The 23663-nt window shown below is 60.4% G+C and carries 18 protein-coding genes; 9 read left to right on the top strand and 9 right to left on the bottom strand.

The features are described 5' to 3' along the window. Positions 1 to 103 precede the first annotated feature (103 nt). A complete protein-coding gene (locus tag GIW48_RS25825) occupies positions 104 to 925 on the bottom strand; it encodes a carbon-nitrogen hydrolase family protein (RefSeq protein WP_017136333.1) in 822 nt (273 codons plus the stop codon). 93 nt (positions 926 to 1018) lie between these two features. Between GIW48_RS25825 and GIW48_RS25820 the strand changes: the two genes are divergently transcribed. From GIW48_RS25820 to GIW48_RS25800, 5 genes are all read left to right on the top strand, one after another. After that, entirely contained in the window at positions 1019 to 1783 is a 765-nt protein-coding gene (locus tag GIW48_RS25820; RefSeq protein ID WP_099548505.1) for a helix-turn-helix transcriptional regulator, read from the top strand. Positions 1784 to 1884: 101 nt separating this feature from the next. Further along, entirely contained in the window at positions 1885 to 4146 is a 2262-nt protein-coding gene (locus GIW48_RS25815; protein WP_236460783.1) for a glycoside hydrolase family 3 N-terminal domain-containing protein, read from the top strand. Between the two features lie 83 nt (positions 4147 to 4229). Beyond that, positions 4230 to 5849, top strand: a complete 1620-nt coding sequence (locus tag GIW48_RS25810; RefSeq protein WP_169985314.1) for an FMN-binding glutamate synthase family protein — start codon at positions 4230 to 4232, stop codon at positions 5847 to 5849. A 65-nt stretch (positions 5850 to 5914) separates the two neighbouring features. Then, positions 5915 to 6211, top strand: coding sequence for a cupin domain-containing protein (locus tag GIW48_RS25805; protein ID WP_236460781.1), 297 nt, complete (start codon positions 5915 to 5917; stop codon positions 6209 to 6211). A gap of 132 nt (positions 6212 to 6343) precedes the next feature. Further along, positions 6344 to 7468: an OpgC family protein gene (locus GIW48_RS25800; protein WP_099548501.1), complete on the top strand. Its 1125-nt coding sequence runs from the start codon at positions 6344 to 6346 to the stop codon at positions 7466 to 7468. 46 nt (positions 7469 to 7514) lie between these two features. Here GIW48_RS25800 and GIW48_RS25795 read toward each other — a convergent pair whose 3' ends face one another. Then, entirely contained in the window at positions 7515 to 8927 is a 1413-nt protein-coding gene (locus GIW48_RS25795) for an amino acid permease (protein ID WP_099548500.1), read from the bottom strand. Positions 8928 to 9307: 380 nt separating this feature from the next. Between GIW48_RS25795 and GIW48_RS25790 the strand changes: the two genes are divergently transcribed. Further along, positions 9308 to 12403 carry a transglycosylase domain-containing protein gene (locus tag GIW48_RS25790; protein WP_236460780.1) on the top strand — a complete coding sequence of 1032 codons (3096 nt, stop codon included), beginning with the start codon at positions 9308 to 9310 and terminating at the stop codon, positions 12401 to 12403. 233 nt (positions 12404 to 12636) lie between these two features. On the opposite strand, the gene GIW48_RS25785 is transcribed toward GIW48_RS25790, so the two are convergent. The 5 genes from GIW48_RS25785 to GIW48_RS25765 all read right to left on the bottom strand — a co-directional run bounded on the left by GIW48_RS25785 (position 12637) and on the right by GIW48_RS25765 (position 18345). Then, positions 12637 to 13119 carry a CS1 type fimbrial major subunit gene (locus tag GIW48_RS25785; RefSeq protein ID WP_017136325.1) on the bottom strand — a complete coding sequence of 161 codons (483 nt, stop codon included), beginning with the start codon at positions 13117 to 13119 and terminating at the stop codon, positions 12637 to 12639. Positions 13120 to 13124: 5 nt separating this feature from the next. After that, positions 13125 to 13883, bottom strand: a complete 759-nt coding sequence (locus tag GIW48_RS25780; RefSeq protein WP_017136324.1) for a p pilus assembly chaperone — start codon at positions 13881 to 13883, stop codon at positions 13125 to 13127. A gap of 60 nt (positions 13884 to 13943) precedes the next feature. Next, positions 13944 to 15188, bottom strand: coding sequence for a hypothetical protein (locus GIW48_RS25775; RefSeq protein WP_236460779.1), 1245 nt, complete (start codon positions 15186 to 15188; stop codon positions 13944 to 13946). Between the two features lie 19 nt (positions 15189 to 15207). Next, positions 15208 to 17730 (bottom strand): CS1-pili formation C-terminal domain-containing protein, encoded by a 2523-nt coding sequence (locus GIW48_RS25770; protein ID WP_138451895.1) that lies wholly within the window; start codon positions 17728 to 17730, stop codon positions 15208 to 15210. 114 nt (positions 17731 to 17844) lie between these two features. Continuing rightward, on the bottom strand, positions 17845 to 18345 hold the full coding sequence (locus tag GIW48_RS25765) for a CS1 type fimbrial major subunit (protein WP_170036354.1): 501 nt from the start codon (positions 18343 to 18345) through the stop codon (positions 17845 to 17847). Between the two features lie 483 nt (positions 18346 to 18828). Between GIW48_RS25765 and GIW48_RS25760 the strand changes: the two genes are divergently transcribed. Beyond that, entirely contained in the window at positions 18829 to 19338 is a 510-nt protein-coding gene (locus tag GIW48_RS25760) for a PadR family transcriptional regulator (protein ID WP_017136320.1), read from the top strand. Beyond that, positions 19335 to 20102 carry a siderophore-interacting protein gene (locus GIW48_RS25755; protein ID WP_169985302.1) on the top strand — a complete coding sequence of 256 codons (768 nt, stop codon included), beginning with the start codon at positions 19335 to 19337 and terminating at the stop codon, positions 20100 to 20102. The genes GIW48_RS25760 and GIW48_RS25755 overlap by 4 nt, the downstream gene beginning before the upstream one ends. A gap of 118 nt (positions 20103 to 20220) precedes the next feature. Here the strand turns inward: GIW48_RS25755 and GIW48_RS25750 are convergent, their stop codons facing one another. Together GIW48_RS25750 and GIW48_RS25745 are read right to left on the bottom strand one after the other, a co-directional pair. Further along, on the bottom strand, positions 20221 to 20844 hold the full coding sequence (locus GIW48_RS25750) for a Pr6Pr family membrane protein (RefSeq protein WP_236460778.1): 624 nt from the start codon (positions 20842 to 20844) through the stop codon (positions 20221 to 20223). 4 nt (positions 20845 to 20848) lie between these two features. Beyond that, positions 20849 to 21082 (bottom strand): VF530 family DNA-binding protein, encoded by a 234-nt coding sequence (locus tag GIW48_RS25745; protein WP_010212838.1) that lies wholly within the window; start codon positions 21080 to 21082, stop codon positions 20849 to 20851. 204 nt (positions 21083 to 21286) lie between these two features. Here GIW48_RS25745 and GIW48_RS25740 point away from each other — a divergent pair, with 204 nt between their 5' ends. Beyond that, entirely contained in the window at positions 21287 to 23305 is a 2019-nt protein-coding gene (locus GIW48_RS25740; RefSeq protein WP_236460777.1) for a TonB-dependent receptor, read from the top strand. Positions 23306 to 23663 lie beyond the last annotated feature (358 nt).

Below are 23663 nucleotides of genomic sequence, written 5' to 3'. Positions count from 1 at the left end.
TGGGGGGGGCGCTCGCCCGGGCGGGCGCGCGCGGCGCCCATAAGGTTGGGGGGCTGCTGCGCAGCCCAGCGGGAGCAAGCTCCCTCGCCACTAGGGGCCAGTCTTAAACGTGGGGGATCAGCAATTCGCGCGTCCCATCGCTGCGCTCAATCACCTCGCCGGGCAATTTCAAGCGCTGGTCATCCAGGTAGCGGTAGTCCTTGCGAGCCGCCACCAATTGGTCGAAATCCAGCTCGACGGTGAATTGCCCTTCCTCACGCCCCGCTTCAAACAGCAAGGTGCCGATCGGGTCCACCAGGGCGCTGCCACCGGCGAACAACAGGTCGTCGTCGCCCTCTTCGACCCGGTTGACCATCAGCGCAAACGCCTGGTTTTCCTGGGCGCGGGCCATGATCGCGGTGCGGTGCGTGGGGCCGTAAGGGTCCATGTTGCCGTTGGTGACGATCAGCAGCTCGGCACCCAGTTGCGCCAGGGCGCGGGCGGTTTCCGGGAACTCGATGTCGTAGCAAATCAGCAGGCCGACGCGCACGCCGTTCCACAGGCATGTGGCGTAACGATCACCAGCGGTGAACACGCCGCGATCCGAAGCCCACAGATGCGTCTTGCGATAACGCAGGGCGATGCCCTCGGGGGTGATCAGCAAGGTGGTGTTATAGAACTGGCCACCGTCGTGTTCGGCCATGCCGATGACCACGGCGATATTGCGCGCACGGGCCGCCTGGATAACCGCTTGTACGGTGGGGCCGTCTACCGGCTCGGCAATAGTGGCGACGGTCTCGGCCGACGGGAAGCCCATCAGGTGGGTTTCCGGGAAGACGATCAGTTGCGTGTCGGCGGCGCACGCAGCAATGGCCGCCAAGGCGCGCTCAAGGTTGTAAGCTGTACCGTTATCGCGGCCTGCCAATTGGGCAAATTCGACCTTCATGGGTATTCCTTGTTCTTTATCCGTGTCGCAGTATGCGCAGCCAACACCGGCCAGGGAATTACGCGGCCGAGGTAACCCGATAGGGGTAGATTGATGAGCATGACGCTGCAAGACATCGCCTGGCACCGTTCGGTGGGGCAAATGATAGACGCCCTGGACCAGCCCAATTTCTGGACCCAGCTTGTGCGGCTGTTGGACCAATACGTGCCGTCCGACAGTTGGGTGGCCTTGCTGTTCAGCAGTCAGCACCGCCCGCTGGTGTTCGCCGAATCCCCGGGCGCCGATGGCACGCCGGACCCTCTGTTCCAGGACTACCTCAACGGCCTGTACCTGCTCGACCCGTTCTACATCGCCAGCCGCGAACACGCGCGCACCGGCCTGTTGCGCCTGGCGGACGTGGCGCCGGAGCATTTCGAGCTGACCGAGTACTACCAGCGCTACTTTCGCCTGAACGTGGTGGCCGATGAAATCCAGTTCAATTGCCACCTGCCGGACGGGCGCACCCTGTGCCTGTCGCTGGGTTCGAAACAGCGTTTTGACCCACAGCAAATTGCCCTGCTGTCACTGATCCAGCCGTGGGTGTTGAGCCTGCTGCGCCAGCGCCTGCCCCATGAACTGAACCAGGTGAGCGCGCCGCAACCGCCGATTCAAAATGATGGCTGGGGCGCACAACTCACCGCCCGTGAGCTGGATGTAGGCCGTTTGATGCTCAGCGGTTGCTCCAGCAAGGAGATCGCCCGCAAGCTGGAAATCTCTGTTGAAACCGTAAAAGTCCATAAGAAACACATGTACAGCAAGCTAGGGATCAAATCCCAGTCGGAGCTGTTCTCGATCTTTCTTCAGGCGCAAAACGCCTGACCGTTTGTCTGAAACCGTTGATGAACTGTTATTTCTGACAGTAGCTGGGTTTGCCTGCGCGCTGAACACTTATGTGCATATTTCGGCCAGCGTTGATACCCATGTCTACTCGCTTCTTGATGCTATTACTGAGCTTTTTGGCCTTGGCAGCAACCGCCCAGGATGATGTTGTCGAACGCCTACTGGCGCATATGACGCCGGAGGAAAAAGTCGCCCAACTCAGCCTGCTCGGCATCAAGGAAACACCGACCGGCACTGTCGTTGATCAAAACGGCTTGGAAGAACGGTCAACGATAACCGTCGGTTCTGTCATCGGAGCCTACGGTGCCGACCTGACTCGCCAGCTGCAAAAACAGGCGGTACAAGGTTCGCGCTTACATATACCGCTGTTGTTTACCCTCGATGTCATTCATGGCTTTCGCACCGTGTTCCCGGTGCCCCTGGCGGAGGCTGCGGCCTGGGACGCTCAACTGACGCAACGAAGTGCCCGCGCGTTAGCTGTTGAAGCCACCGCCAGCGGTGTGCACTGGACCTACGCTCCCGTAGTCGACATAGCGCGTGACCCACGTTGGGGACGCGTGGTGGAGGGTGCTGGTGAAGACCCGTTTCTCGGCTCGATCCTGGCGGCTGCGCGGGTGCGCGGTTTTCACGGCTCAGGCCGGCCTGACAACTCGTACATGATGGCTACCGCTAAACACTTTGTTGCCTATGGGGCTGGCGAGGGCGGGCGGGATTACAACGTCGCCGATCTGTCGGAACGAACCTTGATGGAGGTCTACCTGCCCCCTTTCCAGGCGGCCGTAGCCGCGGGCGTTGACGCAATCATGCCCGCCTTCAACGAGGTCGCCGCCACGCCCATGAACAGCAACAAGGCCCTACTGACAGGGCTGTTGAGTCAGAAGTTGGGCTTCACCGGTATTATCGTCAGCGATTACTCCGCCGTAGAGGAACTGATTCAGCACGGCATCGCCCGCACCCCATCGGATGCGGCATGGTTAAGCTTTAACGCTGGCATCAATATTGAAATGGCCAGCCAGACTTACCGGCAACACCTGCCGACGCTCCTACGCAACGGCCAGGTTTCAATGGCAGACGTGGATGAAGCCGTGCGCCGCGTACTCAAGGCCAAGCAGCGCCTGGGACTGTTTGAAGACCCTTACCGCTACAGTGACCCGATCCGCGAAGCCAATAGCGCGAATATACCGCAGCATCGTGCTTTGGCCCGTGAGGCGGGGCAAAAGTCTATCGTATTGTTGAAAAACAGCGGTCAATTACTGCCTCTGTCAAAGAAACTGCGCCGGTTGCTGGTGGTCGGCAGCCTGGCCAAAGATGCCGCCGCCACGCTCGGCCCGGCGTCCTGGCCAGGCACCCCCATCGGCGCGGTAACAGTCCTGCAAGGCATACAGAACGCCGTCTCCACCGACACCGACGTAACCTACCTGCCCGGCGCCTCCCCCAGCAGCGCCGACACCCAAGGTATCGCAGCCGCCGAAAAAGCCGCCCGCGACGTCGACGTAGTGGTCGCCGTACTGGGCGAAAATGCCGAGTACAGCGGCGAAGGTCAGAGCCGCGCCGAACTTGGCTTGCCCGGCGGCCAGGATGCGTTATTGCGCGCGCTTCTGGACACCGGAAAACCTGTGGTAGTCATCCTGATGAACGGCCGCCCATTGGTGTTCGCGCAGCCCCTTCAACAGGCGCCTGCATTGCTTGAAACCTGGTTTCTCGGCAGCGAAATGGGGCATGCAGTGGCGGATGTGTTGTTTGGCGATTTCAACCCCAGCGGCAAATTGCCGATCACCTTCCCACGCAGCATCGGGCAGGTCCCCCTTTACTACGCACACAAAAATACTGGCCGCCCCAACAGCAATATCGACGGTTCGCCGTCCGGCTATCGCTCCAACTACATGGACATCAATGACACGCCAGCCTATCCATTTGGCTTCGGCTTGAGCTACACGACGTTCAGCTACTCAACGCCCAAACTGAGTAGCACCCGGCTTGCGTCCACCCAAACCCTGACCGTCGAGGTCACCGTCACCAACACCGGCAAGCGTGCCGGCGATGAAATCGTCCAGTTGTACCTGCGCGATGACGTCGCCAGTGTGACCCGCCCGGTCCGACAGCTGCGCGGGTTTCGCAAAGTGCACCTGGCCCCCGGCGAGGCGCAGAGCGTGACTTTCACCCTCGATCAAGAGGACTTCGCCTTGCTGGATATGAACCTCTCGCCAGTGGTCGAAGCGGGCACCTTTACCGTCTTCGTCGGGGCCGACTCGACCGCCACCCAACAGGCGCAATTCGAGGTCACCGATAGCCGCCAGTTGTCTATTCCGGGCCAGTCTGTCCCACAGGTGCAGCCAAACTGATTATTCCCACAGGTTGTCTATGGTTTCCGTACAGGCGCAGAATGCCCGATCGACCTGTAGAGTTGAACCTGAGGAAAAACCGTATGAGCCTGTCGTTGCTAAGCCGTTACGCCTTCTTTGCCGTGTGCGTTATTTTCACCCTCGCCAGCCTTCCGTTTATCGAACATGAGTGGCTGTGGCCTATCACCGTGGTCACCGGCATCCTCAGCCTGATCGGCGTTTTCGACCTGCTGCAAAGCCCCCACGCGGTGCGCCGCAACTACCCGATCCTGGGTAATATCCGTTACCTGGTGGAAGCCATTCGCCCGGAGATCCGCCAGTACCTGCTCGAATCCGACAGCGACGCCCTGCCCTTCTCCCGGGCTCAGCGCTCGCTGGTTTACTCGCGCGCCAAAAACGAAACCGCCGACAAGCCGTTCGGTACCCTGATCGACGTGTACCAGTCGGGCTTCGAGTTTATCGGCCACTCCATGCGTCCGGCGCCGCTCAGCGACCCCAGCGCCTTTCGCGTGATGGTCGGCGGCCCGCAGTGCACGCAACCTTACTCGGCCTCGGTCTTCAACATCTCGGCGATGAGCTTCGGCTCGTTGAGCGCCAATGCGATTCGCGCGTTGAACCAAGGCGCCAAGCTCGGCAACTTTGCCCATGACACCGGCGAAGGCAGCATCAGCCCCTACCACCGCGAAAACGGCGGCGACCTGACCTGGGAACTGGGCAGCGGTTACTTTGGCTGCCGCACCAGCGACGGCCGTTTCGACCCGGAGCGCTTTGCCGTACAGGCACAGAACCCGCAAGTGCGCATGATCGAAATCAAAATGAGCCAGGGTGCCAAACCCGGCCATGGCGGGATTCTGCCCAAGCACAAAGTCACCCAGGAAATTGCTGAGACGCGCGGCATCATGATGGGCGAAGACTGCATCTCGCCATCGCGCCACAGCGCGTTTTCCACCCCGATCGAGATGATGCAGTTCATCGCGCAACTGCGTGAACTGTCCGGCGGCAAACCGGTGGGGTTCAAGTTCTGCCTCGGCCACCCGTGGGAGTTCATGGGCATCGCCAAGGCCATGCTCGAGACCGGCATCCTCCCGGACTTTATCGTGGTCGACGGCAAGGAAGGCGGCACCGGCGCCGCGCCGGTGGAGTTCACCGACCATATCGGCGTGCCGCTGCGTGAAGGCCTGCTGTTTGTGCACAACACCCTGGTGGGCCTGAACCTGCGCGACAAGATCAAGCTGGGCGCCAGCGGCAAAATCGTCAGCGCCTTCGATATCGCCAGCGTGCTGGCCATCGGCGCCGACTGGGCCAACTCGGCGCGCGGCTTTATGTTCGCCATCGGTTGCATCCAGTCGCAAAGCTGCCACACCAACAAATGCCCGACGGGCGTCGCCACCCAAGACCCGCTGCGCCAGCGTGCGCTGGTGGTGCCCGACAAAGCCCAGCGCGTGTTCAACTTCCACCGCAACACGCTGCACGCCTTGGCGGAAATGCTCGCTGCGGCCGGCCTGGATCATCCGTCGCAACTGTCGGCCAAGCATTTGGTGCGGCGCATGTCGGCAACCGAAATCAAACTGTTCTCGCAGCTGCATGTGTTCCTCAAGCCCGGCGAGTTGCTCACCGGCGAGGTGAACGGCGAGTTCTATTCGCGCATGTGGCAAATGGCACGGGCGGACAGTTTTGAGCCGCAGGAAGTGGCTGCCGCATAAATATCCGAACACTCTTGACCGCTGAACCGGACCACCGACGGCATCGTTGAAACAAGGAGCTTCACATGCCGTTACTCGACTTCAGCGCCATTGCGGCGCAACTGCCCGACAGCTGGCAATCCGCACGCCTGGGCCAGGTCGGCCCAGCGCGGATCAAGGTGTTGCGTATGGATGAGCAGGCTTATAAAGAGGAAACCCATGATTACAACGAGGGGTTATTGGTAGTCAGCGGCCAGTTGTACCTGAGCATTGGCACCGAGCAAATACGCGTTGCTGCCGGCCAGATGTACCTCGTAGAAGCCGGCACTCCCCATGCTGTGAGCCCCGGCAGCCGGGGCACGTTGGTCATCATCGATGTATAGAGACATTCAGTAATACCCAGCCTTTGCAATTGCTTACAAATACCGCCAACCTGCGCGCGCCCGACGTGCGGCGTGTGACAACACGCGCATTCGCCTGTCATGACTTAAACCCCTGTTCAAGAGCCCGCTGCCATGCTGAACGGACGCGACCCGCGCATCGATTTTTTTCGGGGCTTGGCGTTGATCTTCATTTTCTGGGATCACGTCCCCCACAACCCACTCGGCCAGATCACCCTGCGTAATATCGGTTTCAGCGATGCCGCTGAAGTGTTTGTATTTCTTGCCGGTTATGCCTCAGTGCTGGCCTATGGCAAGGTCTTGCAACGCGAAGGCTACTGGATGGCCTGCCTGAAGATCCTGCGGCGCACCTGGGTGCTTTACGTGGTGCATATTTTCTTGCTGGCGATGCTGATGGGCATCGTGTTCTTCGCCAACAGCCATGTGGAAACCCGCGATCTGGTGCAGGAGATGGGCCTGACGCACTTTGTCACCCAACCACAGCAAGCGTTGGTGGATGAATTGCTGCTGCGCTTCAAGCCCAACCTGATGGACCCGTTGCCCTTGTATATCGTGCTGCTGGCCGGCCTGCCGCTGGTGTTGCCGTGGCTCTTGCGCAAAACGTGGTGGGTGGTGGCGGGGTCGATGGCGGTGTACCTGCTGGCGCCACACCTGGGTTGGAACCTGGCAGCGATTGCCGACGGGGTGTGGTATTTCAACCCGGTTACCTGGCAGTTCCTGTTCGTGCTGGGCGGCGCGGCGGCGATTCATGGGCAACAACCCCGCGCGCAGGAGCATCGGCCACTGCTGCGGCAGCCGTTATTCATGATGGCCGCGACCTACGCATTGATGGCCGGCGTGATCACAATCGGCTGGCGCTGGCCCGAGGTGCATGACGCACTGATGCCGCACGCGCTCAGCGAACTGTTGTACCCGATCAGCAAGACCGACCTGTCGCCGGTGCGTCTGCTGCATTTTTTGGCCTTGGCCTATGTCACCGCCAAACTGTTGCCGGGGCGTGCCTGGACGCAAAACTGGCTGGCACAGCAGACCTGCCGGATGGGCCGCTTTTCGCTGGAAGTGTTCTGCCTTGGCGTGTTGTTGGCGCCGTTGGCGGACATGGTCAACGCCATGGCCGGCGATGCCTTTGCCATGCAAATTTTTACCGCGCTTGTGGGCGCTGGCTTGATGGCGATGTTGGGCGCCTGGCTGGAGTTCAACAAACGGCTGGACCAATCGACACGCATGGCCGCCGCCTAAAAACAAAAAGCCCCGATCAAGGGGCTTTTTGTTGTGCGCCAGGCCGTCAGGCGACGGAGCGTGCCGCCGCATTGGTCGGCTGCAACTTGAACACGTAATACAGCACGGTCAGCAGCACCAGGAACGCAGGCCCCACATACAGCGCCACCCGCGTATCCGGGAAGTACGCCATCAGGCCCACCACCAGCACCAGGAACGCCAGCGCCAGGTAGGAACTGACCGGGTACAGCCACATGCGGTACTTGAGGCCCGCCGCTTCGGCCGGGCTCAGGCCTTTGCGGAACTTGAGCTGGGCCAGCAGGATCATCAGCCAGGTCCAGATTGCGCCGAAGGTGGCGATGGAGGTCACCCATACGAACACCTGGTCAGGTACCAGGTAGTTGAGCAACACGCCCAGCAGCAAGGCAAAGATCGACAGCAGCAGCGCCTTGCGCGGTACGCCATTGCTGGAGGTGGTGCCGAAAGTCGCCGGCGCCTGGCCGTTCTGCGCCAGGCTGTAGAGCATGCGCCCGGTGCTGAAGATGCCGCCGTTGCAGGACGACAGCGCGGCGGTGATCACCACGAAATTGATGATGCCTGCGGCGGTCTTGATGCCCAAACGTTCAAAGGTCATCACGAACGGGCTGCCCTGGGTGCCGATTTCGTTCCACGGGTAGATCGACAGGATCACAAACAACGCGCCGACGTAGAACAAAAGAATGCGCCAGAACACCGAGCCGATGGCGCTAGGAATAGTCTTCTGTGGGTTGCGTGCTTCACCGGCGGTGAGGCCGATCATCTCGACGCCCAGGTAGGCGAACATCACCATCTGCAAGGACATCAACACGCCCTGCACGCCATTGGGCATGAAGCCGCCGTGAGCCCACAGGTTGGAAATACCCAAGGCCACACCGTCGTTACCGAAGCCGAATGCAATGATGCCGACGCCGCCGATCACCATGGCAATAATCGTGACGATCTTGATCAGCGCAAACCAGAACTCGAACTCACCAAAGGCTTTGACGGCGATCAGGTTGATCGTGCCCATGCTGATCAGCGCCGCCAGGGCCCAGATCCAGCGCGGCGTGTCGGGGAACCAGACACCCATGTACACCGCCACGGCGGTGATTTCCGCGACACAGGTCACCAGCCACAGGAACCAATAGTTCCAACCTGTGAGAAAGCCCGCCAACGGGCCGAGGTAATCCTGGGCATAACGGCTGAACGAGCCGGCTACCGGGTTGTGCACGGCCATCTCACCAAGGGCGCGCATGATCACCAGAATGGCCAGGCCGCCAATGATGTAGGAGAGCATGATTGCCGGGCCGGCCATCTCGATGGCCTTGGCCGAACCGAGGAACAGGCCCACACCGATGCAGGCGCCGAGCGCCATCAAACGGATGTGTCGTTCACCCAGTTCACGTTTGAGCGGGCCGCCTTGAGCGGTCTCGCCAGGGGGCAGTGGTTTGCCGACAGGCATAGGGAAACAACCTCATTTTGTTATTGGATTGTCCGTCGAGTTTCCGGGGCCAGGCCGGTAAGCCTGTGCCCTTGTTGAAACCGGGGCCGCCTCATGGACGGGCCCTTCTTGCCGGGCAAGATCAGCGGGACGTGCAGTATAAAAAGCCGGGACCAGGGTCTTTCACTATAAAAACCATGCAATTCAGTGAAAGACCCGGCTAAAAAGCCACTTTACAGGAGCATATTACCTGCACTGAGCGACAAAACGTCGCAACCCACCCTGCATTCACACGCCATCCAAGAAGATTCCGACTACCCAACCACAATTCCCTCACACCTGTCGCCCAGCGACTAAGCTTCAGGCAAGTCCGATCAATCTGCGTGCAGGATCAATCGACTATGGGCGCACTGTGGCAAACCGAATCGACCAAGGCTGCGAAATTACAAGGCAGTTCGGACCCAGCGCCTTTACCCAAAAATAAACCCAGACCCCGTTACATACGTCGCCTGTTCTGGCTGATTGTGTTGATGGTGGTGATTGCGCTGGGGTTCGCCGCCGCCAAAGAGATACGCACATCCGCACTGCAAGCGCGGCAACTGAGCCGGCTGGCCCACGACCTCACCTACCGGCTGGAACCCGGCCCCAGCCAGGCAATGGTTTACCCCGGCGCCGGCCCGTTCGATCGCCGCTTGGGCTACAGCGACCTCGGCACCTTTTTGCCGCGCCTGCTCAAGCGCGGTTATGTGATCGAGTCCCAGGTGCAGTTTTCGCCAGCGCTAATGAGCTACGCCGGCCACGGTCTCTTCGTGCCTTACCCGGAGAAAATCCAGGCCGGCCTTTCGATCACCGACTGTCGCGCCTTGCCCCTGTACCAGTTCGAGTACCCGCAGCAGCTGTACTCAAGTTTTGCCGCCATCCCGCCGCTGGTGGTCAACAGCCTGTTGTTCATCGAGAACCGTGACCTGCTCGACCCCGCCCAGCCCCAGGCCAACCCGGCGGTGGACTGGCCGCGCTTTGCCATGGCGGCCTGGTCGCAAGTCGCAAAGGTATTGCACCTGCCCGGTCAGAGTGCCGGCGGCAGTACCCTGGCCACCCAGCTGGAAAAATACCGGCATTCGCCCGACGGCCTGACCTTGTCCGGCAGTGAAAAACTGCGCCAGATGCTGTCCGCCGGTGTGCGCGCCTACCAGCCTGGGCCTGACACCCAGGTGGCACGCCAGAATATCGTGCGCGACTACCTCAACAGCGTGCCGCTGTCCGCCGTGCCGGGGCATGGCGAAGTGCATGGCATGGCCGAGGGTTTGCGCGTGTGGTACGGCGCTGACTTCAAGCAGGTGAACCTGGCCCTTAGCGGCACTGAAAATGATGCGGTCCATGTGGCCCAACGTGGCCTGGCTTTGCGCCAGGTGCTGTCGCTGATGATCGCCCAACGCCGGCCGTCTCACTACCTGGCCAACGGCCGCGATGAACTGGCGCAACTCACCGACAGCCACCTGCGCCTGCTGGCGCAGAACGCCGTGATCGACCCGCCGTTGCTCAAGGCCGCCCTGGCATCCCACGTCACTTACCGCGACTGGCAGCAACAGCCGACCGTGCAGCCCATCGACACCAACAAGGGCATCAGCGTTGCCCGCAGCCGTCTCGCCGCCCTGCTCAACCGGCCGCTGTACGACCTCGACCGCCTGGACCTGTCGGCCACCAGCACCCTGCAAGCCGAGCTGCAAAGCCAGGCCACCGACTACCTCAAGCAACTGGCCGACCCCGCCTTCGCCGGCAAAATGGGCCTGCTCGGCGAACGCCTGCTCACGCCCGCCAGCACGCCCCAGGTGCGCTACAGCTTCACCCTGTTCGAACTGACCCCGGATGGCTCGCGGGTGCGCGTGCAAACCGACAACACTGATCAGCCTTTCGACATCAATGAGGGCAGCAAGCTGGAGCTGGGCTCCACGGCCAAGCTGCGAGTGCTCACCACTTACCTGCAGATCATCAGCGAGCTGCATGATCGCTACGCGGCGCAAACACCCGCCGCGTTGAAAAAAACCGAGATTGCCGAGCAGGACCGCATCAGCCGGTGGGCGGTCGATTACCTGATCCAGAATCCCGATAAGTCCCTGGCCAACATGCTCGATGCCGCCCTCGACCGGACTTACTCGGCCAACCCCAACGAAGGCTTTTTCACCGGCGGCGGCATGCACCACTTCCACAACTTCCGCAACCAGGACAATGGCCGCAGCCCGTCGCTGCGAGACGCCTTGCGCGAGTCGATCAACCTGCCATTTATCCGGCTGATGCGCGACCTGGAACGCTACGTTACTTACGCAGGCCCCAACAACAGTGCGCAATTGCTCAAGGATGATAACGACCCACGGCGCCAGGAGTACCTGGCCCAATTCGCTGATCGCGAAGGCACCACCTTCCTGCTCAAGTTCTGGAAGAAGTACCAGAAAAAAGACACCCAGGCGCGCCTTGAGACCTTTCTTGACGGGCTGCACCCCACCGCGATCCGCATGGCGGCTGTGCATCGCTACCTGTTCCCCGAGGCCGACCAAGACACCTTTAATCGCTTCGTGCGTTCACATCTGGTGAATGCCAAAACCAGCGACAAACTCACCGACGAACGCCTGCAACGCCTTTACACCGACTACGGCCCGGGCCGCTATGATTTGCCCGACCAGGGCTACATCGCCAAGGTCCACCCACTGGACCTGTGGTTGCTCGGTTACCTGCTCAACCACCCCGACGCGACCTTCAGCGAAGTGGTCAAGGCCAGCCAATTTGAACGCCAGGAGGTCTACAGCTGGCTGTTCAAGAGCCGTCACCAAAGCGCGCGCGACAGTCGTATTCGCACCATACTGGAGGTCGAGGCGTTCCTGGATATTCACCAGCGCTGGCAGGCGGTGGGTTACCCGTTCGACCATTTGGTGCCGTCGCTGGCCACCGCGATTGGCAGCTCGGGCGATCGCCCCGCCGCGCTCGCCGAACTGATGGGCATCATCCTCAACGACGGCGTGCGCGGCAAAGTGCTGCGCATCGACAGTCTCCACTTTGCCGCCGATACGCCGTACGAAACCCGCGTGGTCAACACGCCCGATGCGGGTAAACGAGTGATGCCGTCCGAGGTCGCTACCGCGCTGCGCGGCGCGTTATCGCAAGTGGTGGACGCGGGCACGGCCAAGCGTGTTTCCGGCAGTTTCGTGCAGGCCGACGGTACGCCGATGGCCATGGGCGGCAAGACCGGCACCGGCGACAACCGCATAGAAGCGATGGGCGCCGGCGGCCGAGTGATCAGCTCCAAAGCGATCAACCGCACCGCCACGTTCGTGTTCTACATCAGCGAGCGCTACTTCGGCACCCTAACCGCCTTTGTGCCAGGCAGTTCGGCGCAAAACTTCAAGTTCACTTCGGCACTGCCGGTGCAGGTGCTCAAAGGCATGGCGCCGATTTTGACCCCGTACTTGCAAGGCAGCGGCACCCTGCTGTGCCACGGGGCATGACCGAAGCGCCTGGGGTGAAATGGGGTTTGTGCGGGAGCTGGCTTGCCTGCGATGGCGGTGATGAATTCACTATTGCTATCGCAGGCAAGCCAGCTCCCACATTTAATTTTTAGCGCTGGCAACACTGATCCCCTGTGGGAGCTGTCGAGCTTTAGCGAGGCTGCGAAAGCGGTGGGCCAGGCAACTTATAACTTGCCTGTGCCGCCAATTTCGCGAACAGCAAAGTGCATGTCTCAAGGCGCCGGAAAATCAAACAGCAGGTGTACCGTGCCGTAATACTCGCCGCCCTTGTAGCCGTCTTCCGGTTCAACGGCGGTGATTTCCAGTTCAGCGCGACGGCCCGAGCGGGCTTCATCGGCGCTGATCACCAGGGTAGAATCGAGAGTCAGCGGCACCCGGTTGAACAACACCTGCAAATCGATACGGTTGCGGCCACTCAACAGATAAGGCGTGTCACCAAGGCGCGCCGCCACGCCGCCGTTGATGTTTTTCACATCAAAGTTCTTGCGCAGACGGCCCAGCCGGGCTGTCGCAAGGTCCCAGGGCAGCACTTGGTCCTGGCCCATCCAATCGGACTCGGAAGGCAGCACATAGGCCTCATGGATCGGGATGGTCACCGATACATCAAAACTGTGGCGCTCCTGAAATGCCTGCGCCTGGTCACCCGCCAACACAGGCGCCATCAGCACAGCCAGTACCGTCAGTTGCTTGAACATTGTCATCACCCGTTACTGTTGACCGTCATCGTTTTTTTGTTGCGACCTTCGATCAGCTGGAAGTTGAACTGACGCTCCGACTTTTTCTCCAGCACCAACTGGCGGCCAGGCAGAATGTGGTGCTTGGTGGTGGCCTCACATTCGGTCTTTTTCGTCACCGAACAATCGCGGAACTCATCGAGCACCACCACGCTGTTGCCGGCATTACGCATGGTGTATTGGCTGGCGGTTTCGCTGATCCGGGTATCAAAACGGGTGTCTTGCGGGCGCACGAAGAACACCGTGCCGTACCCGGCCATGACGTTGACTCCGGCGGCCAGGGCGTCCTTGTATTCGGCGCGTTCGGCATCGGTGACAGCAAAGTCATCTTCCTTTTCCGGTACCACCGGAATGAAACGCACACGGAAATAGCGCTCCTTGTCTCGCTGGCCCATGTACAGCAACCGAGTGCCCTGACGCCCGCCGGCCGGTACGATCAGACGAGCCGGGCTGGCCATCAGGCCGTCGCGGTTGGTGGTGCTGCCTTTGGCGTCGGTCATCGACGCGACGGGCACTTCCCTGGACGTGCCGTCGGCGTTGTAGACGATCTCCAGCACATTGACTTTGATAAACGCGGTACTGGTGCCGCCGTTGTAGACACGCTTGAGGTAAGAACTGCGGTCGCCTTCCAGGTAGTCGTAGACCACGCCGACGTTGATCGCAGGTCCCGCATGAACCGCCAAAGACACCAGCCACAGCCCCACTGATAACACTGCATGTTTCATGTTTGATTACGCCTTATTGATTGAACCCAGCCCAGCGGCCGGCGTGCGGCAAATATCCGCTCAGACTTCCGAATCCCAGATCACCGTGACCACACCCAAATAGGTGCTGCCCGGCTGTTCGAGCATGTCCTTGACCTGGTCTTTTTCGACTTCGAAGTGCAGCGTTCCAGCACGGTTGTTCACGTAAAACGCAGGCTGGAACAACTCGGTGCCCACGCCATCCAGGCGCAAGGGCTGCTTGTTGACCGCCTGCCCGGCCTGGTTCTGCAAGCCAAAGGGCAGGCTGACAGCAACCTGCAACGGCACCTGATCCCCCGCGCCGTTACGCAAGCCACAGGTGTTGCCCACCGCAAGGCTGCATTCGAGCTGCATCTTGAAACGCCCACTGGCGGAAATGACAAAGGTCTGGTCACGGAACAACCGCGCCGGTTGGCGCCCACGGTTAAGCCAGGCTTGCCAGCCGCCTTCGGGTAGCAACTCGATGCGGTTGCCGCCCGGTGGGAGATCGACCTTGAGCTCATGCTCTACAGCCAATTGAAAATTGAACGTCAGGGCGCTTTCGGTGGACGCCATCACGTCACCGAAATCAAAATCCCCGCCCGGCCCGATGCTGTAAGTCAGGGAGCCGCGGTATTCGCCGCTGGCCATGCCTAGCGGGTTGGGGGTTTTAAGTTCGTAGCCGTACTCCAAGTGGCTGTAGGTCAAACGCGCAAAAGTGGTGCCCGGGTTTACCGTACAAGCCCCCACGCCCTCCGGGACGATCCAGAAAAACAGTGCGTAACTGGCGGATGCCGCCAAATAGTTAACCCCCTGGCAAGGAGGCGCACCGTTACTCCAATAGTAGGTCCAACCGGTTCCTCCGTTAGCCCACCCGCTGACGCCAGGCGGACGCGGCACATCCCAACGCGTACCAATACCCGCAATGCGCATTTGTACGGTTTCAACCTCACCCGTCCCGACATGGACCACCTGTACATCACGCCAAGATGAAGGCACTTTGAAATAGGCGCCTTTTCGAGGGTCTTCATGGTTGGCTTCGATCGGCTCTACCGACTCGGCCCTGAATGCCGCATCACGGATACTGAAGGTATTCAACGCCTCGCACCTGGCCGGTACGTGCCACGCGCAGACGCCACTGTGGGGCGTGGTGTTTTCGAATTTATTCACCATCGGGTTCGACGGGTCAGGACGAAACACCGCCGTGATGTTCTGCACCAGCGCGTGCGCAGGCAGGCTCATGCTGACCAGCGCCAGCGCGAACGCACACTGCTTCAAGCCGGTTCTCGTTACGTTTTTCACGTTCATAAAAATCCAGTCCATGCCATCAACCAGCGGTTTCGGCGTTGTGGGTTGCTTCTGCCAGGGTGTCCTTGGTGCAGCGCAAATCGCCGATCATCAACACATCGCTCTCACTCGGCGCATTGGCAGGGTCCAGGCGGAACTGACAGAGCAATTGGTTCTGGTAGCGCACTTGCAAGGTCGGTGAACTGGCGCTCATTTCCATCGAGAAAAACCCGTCGACTTCGCTGACCCCACGGCTGGCGTGGTTGATCACGTGATGGCCCTTGAGCGGTGCACCACGCTCATCCAACAACCGGCCGAGCACGGTGACGGTTTTCATCACGGTGATTTTCCGGTAGTCGACCCCGCCCTTGTTCAGGTGATAACTGGCGCGGGTCGGCTGGATATTCGCCGCGGGCGGGTGATTACCTTCAAAGTCGAAGCTCACGCTGCTGCTCTTGTAGGCTGAGACCGGCACGTAGTTGCGCCCCGGCCGCAAGATCGCGCCGCCACCGCCGAGGTCGTCGGCACGCAGGGCGATTTCGTCGAGGTCGGTTTCCACGTCGATGATCATGCCCGCACCGTTGCCCTGGTACTGGCTGCTCAGCAGCATCTGGCCGGCGCCGGCAACGAAGGTGCTGTTGAGGTTCAAGCCACCGCTCAGGTCGCCGTTGAACGAGCTGCGTTGCACAAACCCGTCACCGCTGACCGCATCCGTATTGAAGCTGGCCATGCCCGACAGGCCGACGCCGTAGGTGTCGGTGATCGCCGTGGCCGAGACGCTTTGCAGCAAGTGGTCGGTGAGGTCCTGGCGCAACGTCACCGAAGCGTTGTTGTCACGCCCACCGTCACGGGCAGTACGGGTGCCGATGCTGCCGGAAATCTGCCGGCCTTCGGTGCCCAGGTTGACGCTGACGCTCACGTCCACGCCGCGGTTGCGCGCGTCGTTGGTGCCGGCGCTGCCGGGCCGGTCGAACACCGAGAAGCGCCAGTTGGCGTCACTGCCGAACAGGTTGTCGTGGCGGCTCCAACCCAGGTCGATGCCGGCCCCCTCCACATTGCCTTCGCTGTGGGACAGGCGCATGTTCAGGGTGTTTTTCGCATCCAGCCGGTGGTTGACCGACAACGCCGTGTTGCTGGCTTCACCGACGAAGGTGTTGCGCCGCAGGCGTGTGCCATCGGGCAGAGTCTCGTAGGTGTCGCGGGTGTCGAGCCAACTGCGGTTATGGCTGAACACCAGGTTGGTCGCGCCCAGGGTATAGAGCCCTTGCAGGTCCATGCCGGTGCCGTGTTCCTGGGTCTGGTAGAGGTTGGCATACAGGCTGGTATTGTTGGCCACCGTCCAGTCCGCCGAGCCGCCGTATTGCAACTGCTCGCGCACCTGACGGGCCGACAGGCCGAGGATCACGCGCGGGTGTACCAGATAGTTGAGCGACGCACCGGCCGTCACCGCGCCGGAAGCTTGTTCTTCCCAGTTGCTGAACAACTTGGTCTCGCGCCCGGCGAAAAGGTTATAGCGCCAGCGGTCTTCGGCGTTGCGCCAGTTGCTGGGTTTGTAGACCAGCTCCTGGGTGGTGCTGGTGGTCAGGCCGTCTTCGATAAGGCGCACTTCCACTTCATAGATGCCGCCGGGCAAGGGCCGGGTGTCCAGGGTTTGCAGGCCGGCCGCAACGGCCTGCGTGTTAATCAACAGGCCATTACGGTAAATCTCCACCGCCGCCTGGCGGTTGGCGGTGACATAGATCGGGTACACGCTGGGCTTGGCGTTGTTGATGGCCAGGCTGTCGGAGCTGCCATACATCAGGCCCAGCGCCGTATCGGGGCTGGCGCCGAAGCTGCGCAGTTGGCGGGTCAGGCCATCGGAATTGGGGGTGAAGTGGCCCAGGCGGAAAAACTGCCCTTCGAGTTCTCGCTGGGTATACAGCTCATGGATCGCATGGCGCATGGGCTCGTCATCGCCGCTCTGGCGCGCCAGCTGCAGGTTGAACACCTGACTCCAGTTACCCAGACTGGAACTGGCTTGCAAACCATAGCGTCCGCCGAGGCTGTCCTCTTGGCTGCCATTAAGGTTGAGCTGGTTGTTGATGATCAAGCCGAGGCTGCCACCTTCGGGCTGCTCATGGAAACGCGGGATGTCGCCACTCAGTTCGACGTCTTGGGTGAGGATCGACAGCTGGGAGCTTTCCAGGTTGTAGAAGGCCGAGAGCATTTTCTGCGGGCAGGACTGGGTACAAGCACCCAATGACACGCCTTTCTCCAGCAGCGCTTGCCAGGTGTCGCGGGTGGCGGCCGGGACTTTGCTGTCGGCGGTGTCGGTAAATTCAAGCAAGGTGACACGGTCATCGCGGGACAAAACAATCAGCGCCTCACCCAACAGTTGCTGGTCAAGGTCCACACGTACCGCCAACGGCACCTCGAAAAAATGATCAGTAAAACCAGCGGGCAAGCCTTGCGCCTGAGTAATCAGACTGCCGGGGGTTGAAGCACCGGAAGAAGCAGGTGCAGCCAGGGCACTCGTACACATCAGCAGCGCTAGCGCAGCCGCGATAGGCGTCATCGGAAACATGAACGGAACACTCTGAATGCCAGAAGACTGGAGAGAAAATCAGGCCGGCGGACCGAGGAGGGAAGTCAGCCGACCTGCAAGCAGATGCCCGTGGTTAACGAGCACGCATTGGCCTTATGGGGTGACTGGCAGTACCGCGTCGAACACTACCGGGATCGTGGTTGTGTAGGAGCCACGCTGAGTGGCCGTAGGCTTGGCCGCGGCGATGTGCATTTCCGCCCCTATACCCGGGGTGGAGTCGGCTTCGTTGACCACTTCCTGAGGGCTGCCGCTCAAGATCACACCATTGAAGGTGGTGGTGACCGGGATGTTTTGCGCGGCATCACCGTTGAACAGTACGGCCGGGCCACCTTCGATGTAGGCAGCAACCGAACCGTTGGTGTTCTTGACGTCGTAGGTGGCCCTCAACGAAGCAAGCTCACCGCTGACCAGGTTGTAGGTCATGGTTTCGTCACGACCCCAGTTCGGATCACGCGGTTGTGCGTGGAACACGGTGGTCGGGATGTTTGCCTGGACATTGACGGTGTGGCGGGCTTCACCGGCAGCAGTAGCTGTTACCGAGGAAGACAGTGCCAGAACAGCCAGGGGAACAGCGACAGCAAACTTCTTGAACATGATCAATACCTGTAGTTATCAACATTGATTGATTCGTCGCCAAGCAACTTCTCAACAACGAATAACGCAGACGGTTAGTTGAACCGCACAACGCCAAGCAATGATCAATTCAAATCAACAACCGGTATGCAGGTCGCTTCCCACGGCCTAGTAGCCTTTAGAAACAGGGGGCGAACGAAAAGTATGGCACTTTGCCAAAACTTTAAAAATAGCCGTAAGAATCAGCCTACTTGAACATAAGTGTCATAACGGGAAGGGGCTGTAAGAGCAATACTACACGCACAAGCGCTGCTATAAAGAGCAACCTGTTAACGCGCCTGTTCGAGCACAAACTCTAATTAAAGTTATAACTCTAAATACTTTTATCGTCCATGCCCCTCGAACGTGAGCGGCTTGACGCTGCTCACGACCGTTGGTCGTCTCGGGCTACCGTCACCATAAGATATATCTTAAGTTATATCTAAATAGGACGGAGGACAGACCATGCGACACGAGCATCGCAGTGAATTTGAAAAACGCGGCGGCCGCGGCCCTCGGGTATTTGCCCCTGGCGACCTGAAACTGCTGCTACCGGCCTTGATCGCCGAGCAGCCCTGCCATGGCTATGACCTGATCCGCCAGATCGAAAGCCTGTTCGACGGCGCCTACAGCCCCAGCCCCGGAGTGATCTACCCCACGCTGACCTTTCTGGAAGAGAGCGAGTTGATCAGCGGCGACGCCGAGAATGGAAAAAAACGCTACACAATCACCGACGCCGGTCGTCTCTTCTTAAGCGAGCAAGCCGTTGCCCTGGAAGGCGTGCGCATGCGCATTGATGTCAGCAAGCGCTCGCTGCGTGGCCACGACCGCCCACCCGAGATTCACGAGGCGGTGCATAACCTGCGCCACGCCTTGCATTCGCACCACGGGCGCTGGAGCCCGGAAGAAATCGTTCGTGTCGCGGCGCTGCTCAACGGCACCGCTCAAGCCATTGCCGACGGGAAAAACCAATGAATACTCAAGCTATCCATCGCGTTACCCACGAGATCAAACGCCGCCGCCTGCAAGTGCTGCGGGTGGTCGACATCACCCCACGCATGCGCCGCGTCACCTTGGGCGGGCCGGAGCTGGCCGGTTTTATCAGCCTGGGCAGTGACGACCACATCAAACTGCTGTTCCCGCAAAACGCCGCCGAGCAGGCTGCGCTGGAAAGCCCGACCTTCAACATCAAGGGCGACGGCCCGCAACCGGCCATGCGCGACTACACGCCACGGCGCTTCGACCTGAGCATCGGCGAGCTGGATATCGACTTCGTGCTGCACGGCGATGGCCCAGCCTCTACCTGGGCCGAACAGGTGCAGGTTGGCCAGCACCTGTACATCGGCGGGCCGCGCGGCTCGATGATCGTGCCGGACATCTTCGACAGCTATTTGCTGATTGGTGATGAAACCGCGATCCCGGCCATCGCCCGTCGCCTGGAAGAATTGCCGGCCGGGCGCAAGGTGTTGACGGTGATTGAAATCGCCAATAGCGCCGAACAGCAGCCACTGAACAGCGCTGCCGATGTAGAGGTGATTTGGGTGGTGCGCGGCCACGACGACCTGCTGGAGACGGTGCGCAACCTGACCCTGCCGGGCGGTTCGCTGTACAGCTTTGTCGCGACGGAAACCAAACTGTCGCGCCAGCTGCGCCGCGTGTTGCTGGACACGCACCAGGTCAATGAGGAGTTCCTCAAGGCCGTGGGTTACTGGCGTGCCGAGGGCAGCGAAGAAGAATAAAGCCCTCAAGTCCACTGAAGATCCAATGTGGGAGCTGGCTTGCCTGCGATGGCGGTGCATCAGAAACAAATTGTCCAACTGACCCACCGCCATCGCAGGCAAGCCAGCTCCCACATTTTTACGCTGCCCGTTTAAGAACTTTGTCCAACCCCACCACCGCCAACGCAATCCCAACAAACCCCGCCAAAATCCCCCCGGCATTCACAAACACCTGTGGATAACCGAGGCTGTCCACATCGATGAACGGGTACTGATACTGCCCCAGCAAATGCCCGCGCAGCAGCACATAGCCGAAGTACACCAGCGGGTAAATCACCCACCCGCCAATGTGCTTGAAGCGCAACGTGCCCTTGGGCACACACCGCCACCAATAGATCACGAACAGCAGCGGCATCACGTCGTGCAACAACTCGTCGGCGATAAATTGAAAGCCGGTGGGGCTCCACAAATGTCGGAGCAACAGGTTGTAGGCCAGGCTCACGACCACGATGCTCGCGGCAATACCGCTACTGACAGCGGGCGCCAGGAAGAAACGTTTTGCCGCCGACTCGCGATTGACCAGCGCATAGCTCAACACCACGACCACCAGGGTGTTGGTCAGCACCGTGAAGAAACTGAAAAAGTTGATCAGCCCGCCCAACAGGCTCGCGCCGGCCTCCCAGCGCGAATAGAAAATCAAGTATTGCTGAATCGCCAGCCCTGTCCAGCCAGCCAGCGCCGCCGTGGCCACATACCGCTTCATGGCCTCAATCCAGCGGGCGTTTGGTACGCATCAGCTTGACGTACAAACCTTCGACTTTCTCCCGCGCCCACGGCGTTTTGCGCAGGAAGGTCAGGCTCGACTTGATGCTGGGGTCGCTCTTGAAACAGCGCACATCAATGCGTTCGGCCAGACCGCTCCATTCGTAGTGTTCCACCAGGGTGGTGAGGACGTGCTGCAGGGTCACGCCGTGAAGTGGGTCGTTGCTTGTCGCGGTCATGCCAGGCCTTTTGCAAAAAGAGGAAACACAGCCGCGCACCTTAGCCGACGGGGCGTAGAGGTGGAAGCACTGCATTGAATATAGCCCCTGGAAAAAAGTTCCCCTTTTCAGGCAAAAAAGTGATGTTATATTGTAACGATACTTATCAAAATCGATACCGTTTTAAGCCTTCTCTTTTCTGCGCCTTTTACCAAGGAATGTTTGATGTCCCTCTCTACTCTGTGGCGCTTGACCCCGCTTGCCGCCGCCCTGTTGATCGGCTCCGAAGCCCACGCCCTGGAACTGCAACCCCAAGTCATTACCGGCAACCCCTTGGGCAGCGAACAACTCGCCTCGCCCACCACGGTGCTGGAAGGCGATGACCTGACCCTGCAACAAAAAGGCAGCCTCGGCGAAACCCTGAATAAGCAGCCAGGCGTGTCGTCGTCGTACTTTGGCCCAGGTGCCAGCCGCCCGATCATTCGTGGCCAGGATGGCGACCGCATTCGCATCCTGCGCAACGGCGTGGGTGCACTGGATGCCTCGTCGCTGTCCTATGACCACGCCGTGCCCCTGGACCCGATCAACGTCGACCGCATCGAAATCGTACGTGGCCCGGCAGCCTTGCTCTACGGCGGCAGCGCCATCGGTGGTGTGGTCAGCACCTTCGACAACCGTATTCCCACAGAAGCCATCGAAGGCATCCACGGTGCCGGTGAACTGCGCTACGGCGGCGCCGACACCACCCGCAGCAGCGCCGGTAAACTGGAAGCCGGCAACGGCACCTTCGCCTTGCACCTGGACGCGAACGCGCGGGAATTCAACGACCTCAAAATCCCAGGCCAGGCCCGCAGCCGCCATGCCCCGGAGACCGAGGATGGCCCCGGCAAAAATGGTCGACTGGGCAACAGCGACGGGCGTCAGGATGGCGGCGCGGTCGGCGGTTCCTACACCTGGGACGACGGTTATGCCGGGCTGTCCTACAGCAACTATGACAGCAACTACGGTTCACCCGCCGAGCAAGATGTGCGCATCCGCATGAAGCAGGATCACTACGCCTTTGCGTCCGAGATCCGCAACCTGCAAGGCCCGTTTAGCTCGGTGAAACTTGACGCGGGCTACACCGATTACGAGCACCGTGAAATCGAAGGCGGCGAAACCGGCACCATTTTCAAGAACAAGGGCTATGAAGCCCGCGTTGAAGCGCGCCACCAGCCGCTCGGCCCGTTCGAGGGTGTGGTCGGCGCCCAAGTGACGCGCAATGAGTTCTCGGCACTGGGTGAAGAGGCCTTTGTACCGCAGACCGACACCAACGCCGGCGCGCTGTTTATTCTCGAAGAGATGCAGGCCACCGAGCGTCTCAAGCTCAGCCTTGGCGGGCGTGTGGAACACACCAATGTCGACCCGAATGCCAAGGGTAATGCGCGCTTTGCCGGTGCCGATAAATCCAATGACTTTACCGCCGGCAGCCTGTCGTCCGGCGCGGTATACAGCCTCACGCCGGTCTGGTCGCTGGCCGCGACACTGGGCTACACCGAGCGCGCACCGACTTTCTACGAGCTGTACGCCAACGGCGCCCACGTCGCCACCGGCACTTACGAGTTGGGTGACGCCAACCTGAAGAAAGAGAAAGCCGTGTCCAGCGACCTGGCACTGCGCTTTGACAACGGCACGCACAAAGGCAGTTTCGGCGTGTTCTACAGCCGCTTCTCCAACTACATCGGCTTGCTGGGCACAGGGCGCACGCTGAACGATGAAGGCGAAGAAGACGCGGGCGGTATCCCGGAATACAAATATTCCGGTGTGCGCGCACGTTTCGCCGGCTTCGAAGCCCAGGATCACTGGAAGTTGGGCGAAAGCGCCTACGGCAAGTTCGCCCTGGAGCTGTCGGGCGATTACACCCGCGCCACCAACCTGGACACGGGCGAAGCCTTGCCGCGTATTGCGCCTCTGCGCTTGAACAGCGGCTTACTGTGGGAACTGGACCGCTGGCAGGCGCGGATCGACGTGGAACACGCAGCGGGCCAAGGGCGTGTGCCGGATAACGAAAGCGGCACCGACGGCTACACCACCTTGGGCGCCAGCGCCGGTTATCACTTCAATGTGGGTGGCAGCCAGTGGTTGGCGTTCGTCAATGGCGAAAACCTCACCAACCAGACCGTGCGCTATGCCAGTTCGATCCTGCGCGATATCGCCCCGGCGCCTGGGCGCAGCGTACAGTTCGGCGTGCGCACCACCTTCTAAACAGCAGCACAAATCCCCTGTGGCAGCCGGCTTCTGTGGGAGCCGGGCTTGCCCGCGATAGCCATAGGTATCTACACACTTTTTAAGGCTGCCAATTTCTCCTGTGGCGAGCAGGCTTGTCCTGCGTTGGGTTGCGAAGCAGCCCCCAGACCCAGACGCTGAGTTCCTTCAGGAAAGTTACAGTGCCTTTACCGGGGCCGCTTCGCGCCCCAACGCAGGACAAGCCTGCTCGCCACAACTGCTATCGCAGGCGAGCCAGCTCCCACAGACACTAGCCGCTACAAGCATTCTTGCAGCGACGTTCTGTCACTGTTACCAGATCTGAAATGATGCATCTCTCTAATTACGCTTTCTCAAA

Origin of the sequence: Pseudomonas sp. PA-6-3C (assembly GCF_021605825.1) — a bacterium.
Classification (GTDB): domain Bacteria; phylum Pseudomonadota; class Gammaproteobacteria; order Pseudomonadales; family Pseudomonadaceae; genus Aquipseudomonas; species Aquipseudomonas edaphica.
The sequence above is the reverse complement of the archived record's forward strand: the minus strand, read 5'-3'. Positions and strand labels throughout refer to the sequence as shown.

Bases quoted from the DNA above. Each gene is read 5' to 3' on its own strand.
- GIW48_RS25825 (WP_017136333.1), bottom strand. From the start codon at position 925: ATGAAGGTCGAATTTGCCCAATTGGCAGGCCGCGATAACGGTACAGCT.
- GIW48_RS25765 (WP_170036354.1), bottom strand. From the start codon at position 18,345: ATGTTCAAGAAGTTTGCTGTCGCTGTTCCCCTGGCTGTTCTGGCACTG.
- GIW48_RS25770 (WP_138451895.1), bottom strand. From the start codon at position 17,730: ATGTTTCCGATGACGCCTATCGCGGCTGCGCTAGCGCTGCTGATGTGT.
- GIW48_RS25745 (WP_010212838.1), bottom strand. From the start codon at position 21,082: ATGACCGCGACAAGCAACGACCCACTTCACGGCGTGACCCTGCAGCAC.
- GIW48_RS25810 (WP_169985314.1), top strand. From the start codon at position 4,230: ATGAGCCTGTCGTTGCTAAGCCGTTACGCCTTCTTTGCCGTGTGCGTT.
- GIW48_RS25760 (WP_017136320.1), top strand. From the start codon at position 18,829: ATGCGACACGAGCATCGCAGTGAATTTGAAAAACGCGGCGGCCGCGGC.
- GIW48_RS25750 (WP_236460778.1), bottom strand. From the start codon at position 20,844: ATGAAGCGGTATGTGGCCACGGCGGCGCTGGCTGGCTGGACAGGGCTG.
- GIW48_RS25740 (WP_236460777.1), top strand. From the start codon at position 21,287: ATGTCCCTCTCTACTCTGTGGCGCTTGACCCCGCTTGCCGCCGCCCTG.
- GIW48_RS25755 (WP_169985302.1), top strand. From the start codon at position 19,335: ATGAATACTCAAGCTATCCATCGCGTTACCCACGAGATCAAACGCCGC.
- GIW48_RS25785 (WP_017136325.1), bottom strand. From the start codon at position 13,119: ATGTTCAAGCAACTGACGGTACTGGCTGTGCTGATGGCGCCTGTGTTG.
- GIW48_RS25780 (WP_017136324.1), bottom strand. From the start codon at position 13,883: ATGAAACATGCAGTGTTATCAGTGGGGCTGTGGCTGGTGTCTTTGGCG.
- GIW48_RS25800 (WP_099548501.1), top strand. From the start codon at position 6,344: ATGCTGAACGGACGCGACCCGCGCATCGATTTTTTTCGGGGCTTGGCG.
- GIW48_RS25805 (WP_236460781.1), top strand. From the start codon at position 5,915: ATGCCGTTACTCGACTTCAGCGCCATTGCGGCGCAACTGCCCGACAGC.
- GIW48_RS25815 (WP_236460783.1), top strand. From the start codon at position 1,885: ATGTCTACTCGCTTCTTGATGCTATTACTGAGCTTTTTGGCCTTGGCA.
- GIW48_RS25790 (WP_236460780.1), top strand. From the start codon at position 9,308: ATGGGCGCACTGTGGCAAACCGAATCGACCAAGGCTGCGAAATTACAA.
- GIW48_RS25795 (WP_099548500.1), bottom strand. From the start codon at position 8,927: ATGCCTGTCGGCAAACCACTGCCCCCTGGCGAGACCGCTCAAGGCGGC.
- GIW48_RS25820 (WP_099548505.1), top strand. From the start codon at position 1,019: ATGAGCATGACGCTGCAAGACATCGCCTGGCACCGTTCGGTGGGGCAA.
- GIW48_RS25775 (WP_236460779.1), bottom strand. From the start codon at position 15,188: ATGAACGTGAAAAACGTAACGAGAACCGGCTTGAAGCAGTGTGCGTTC.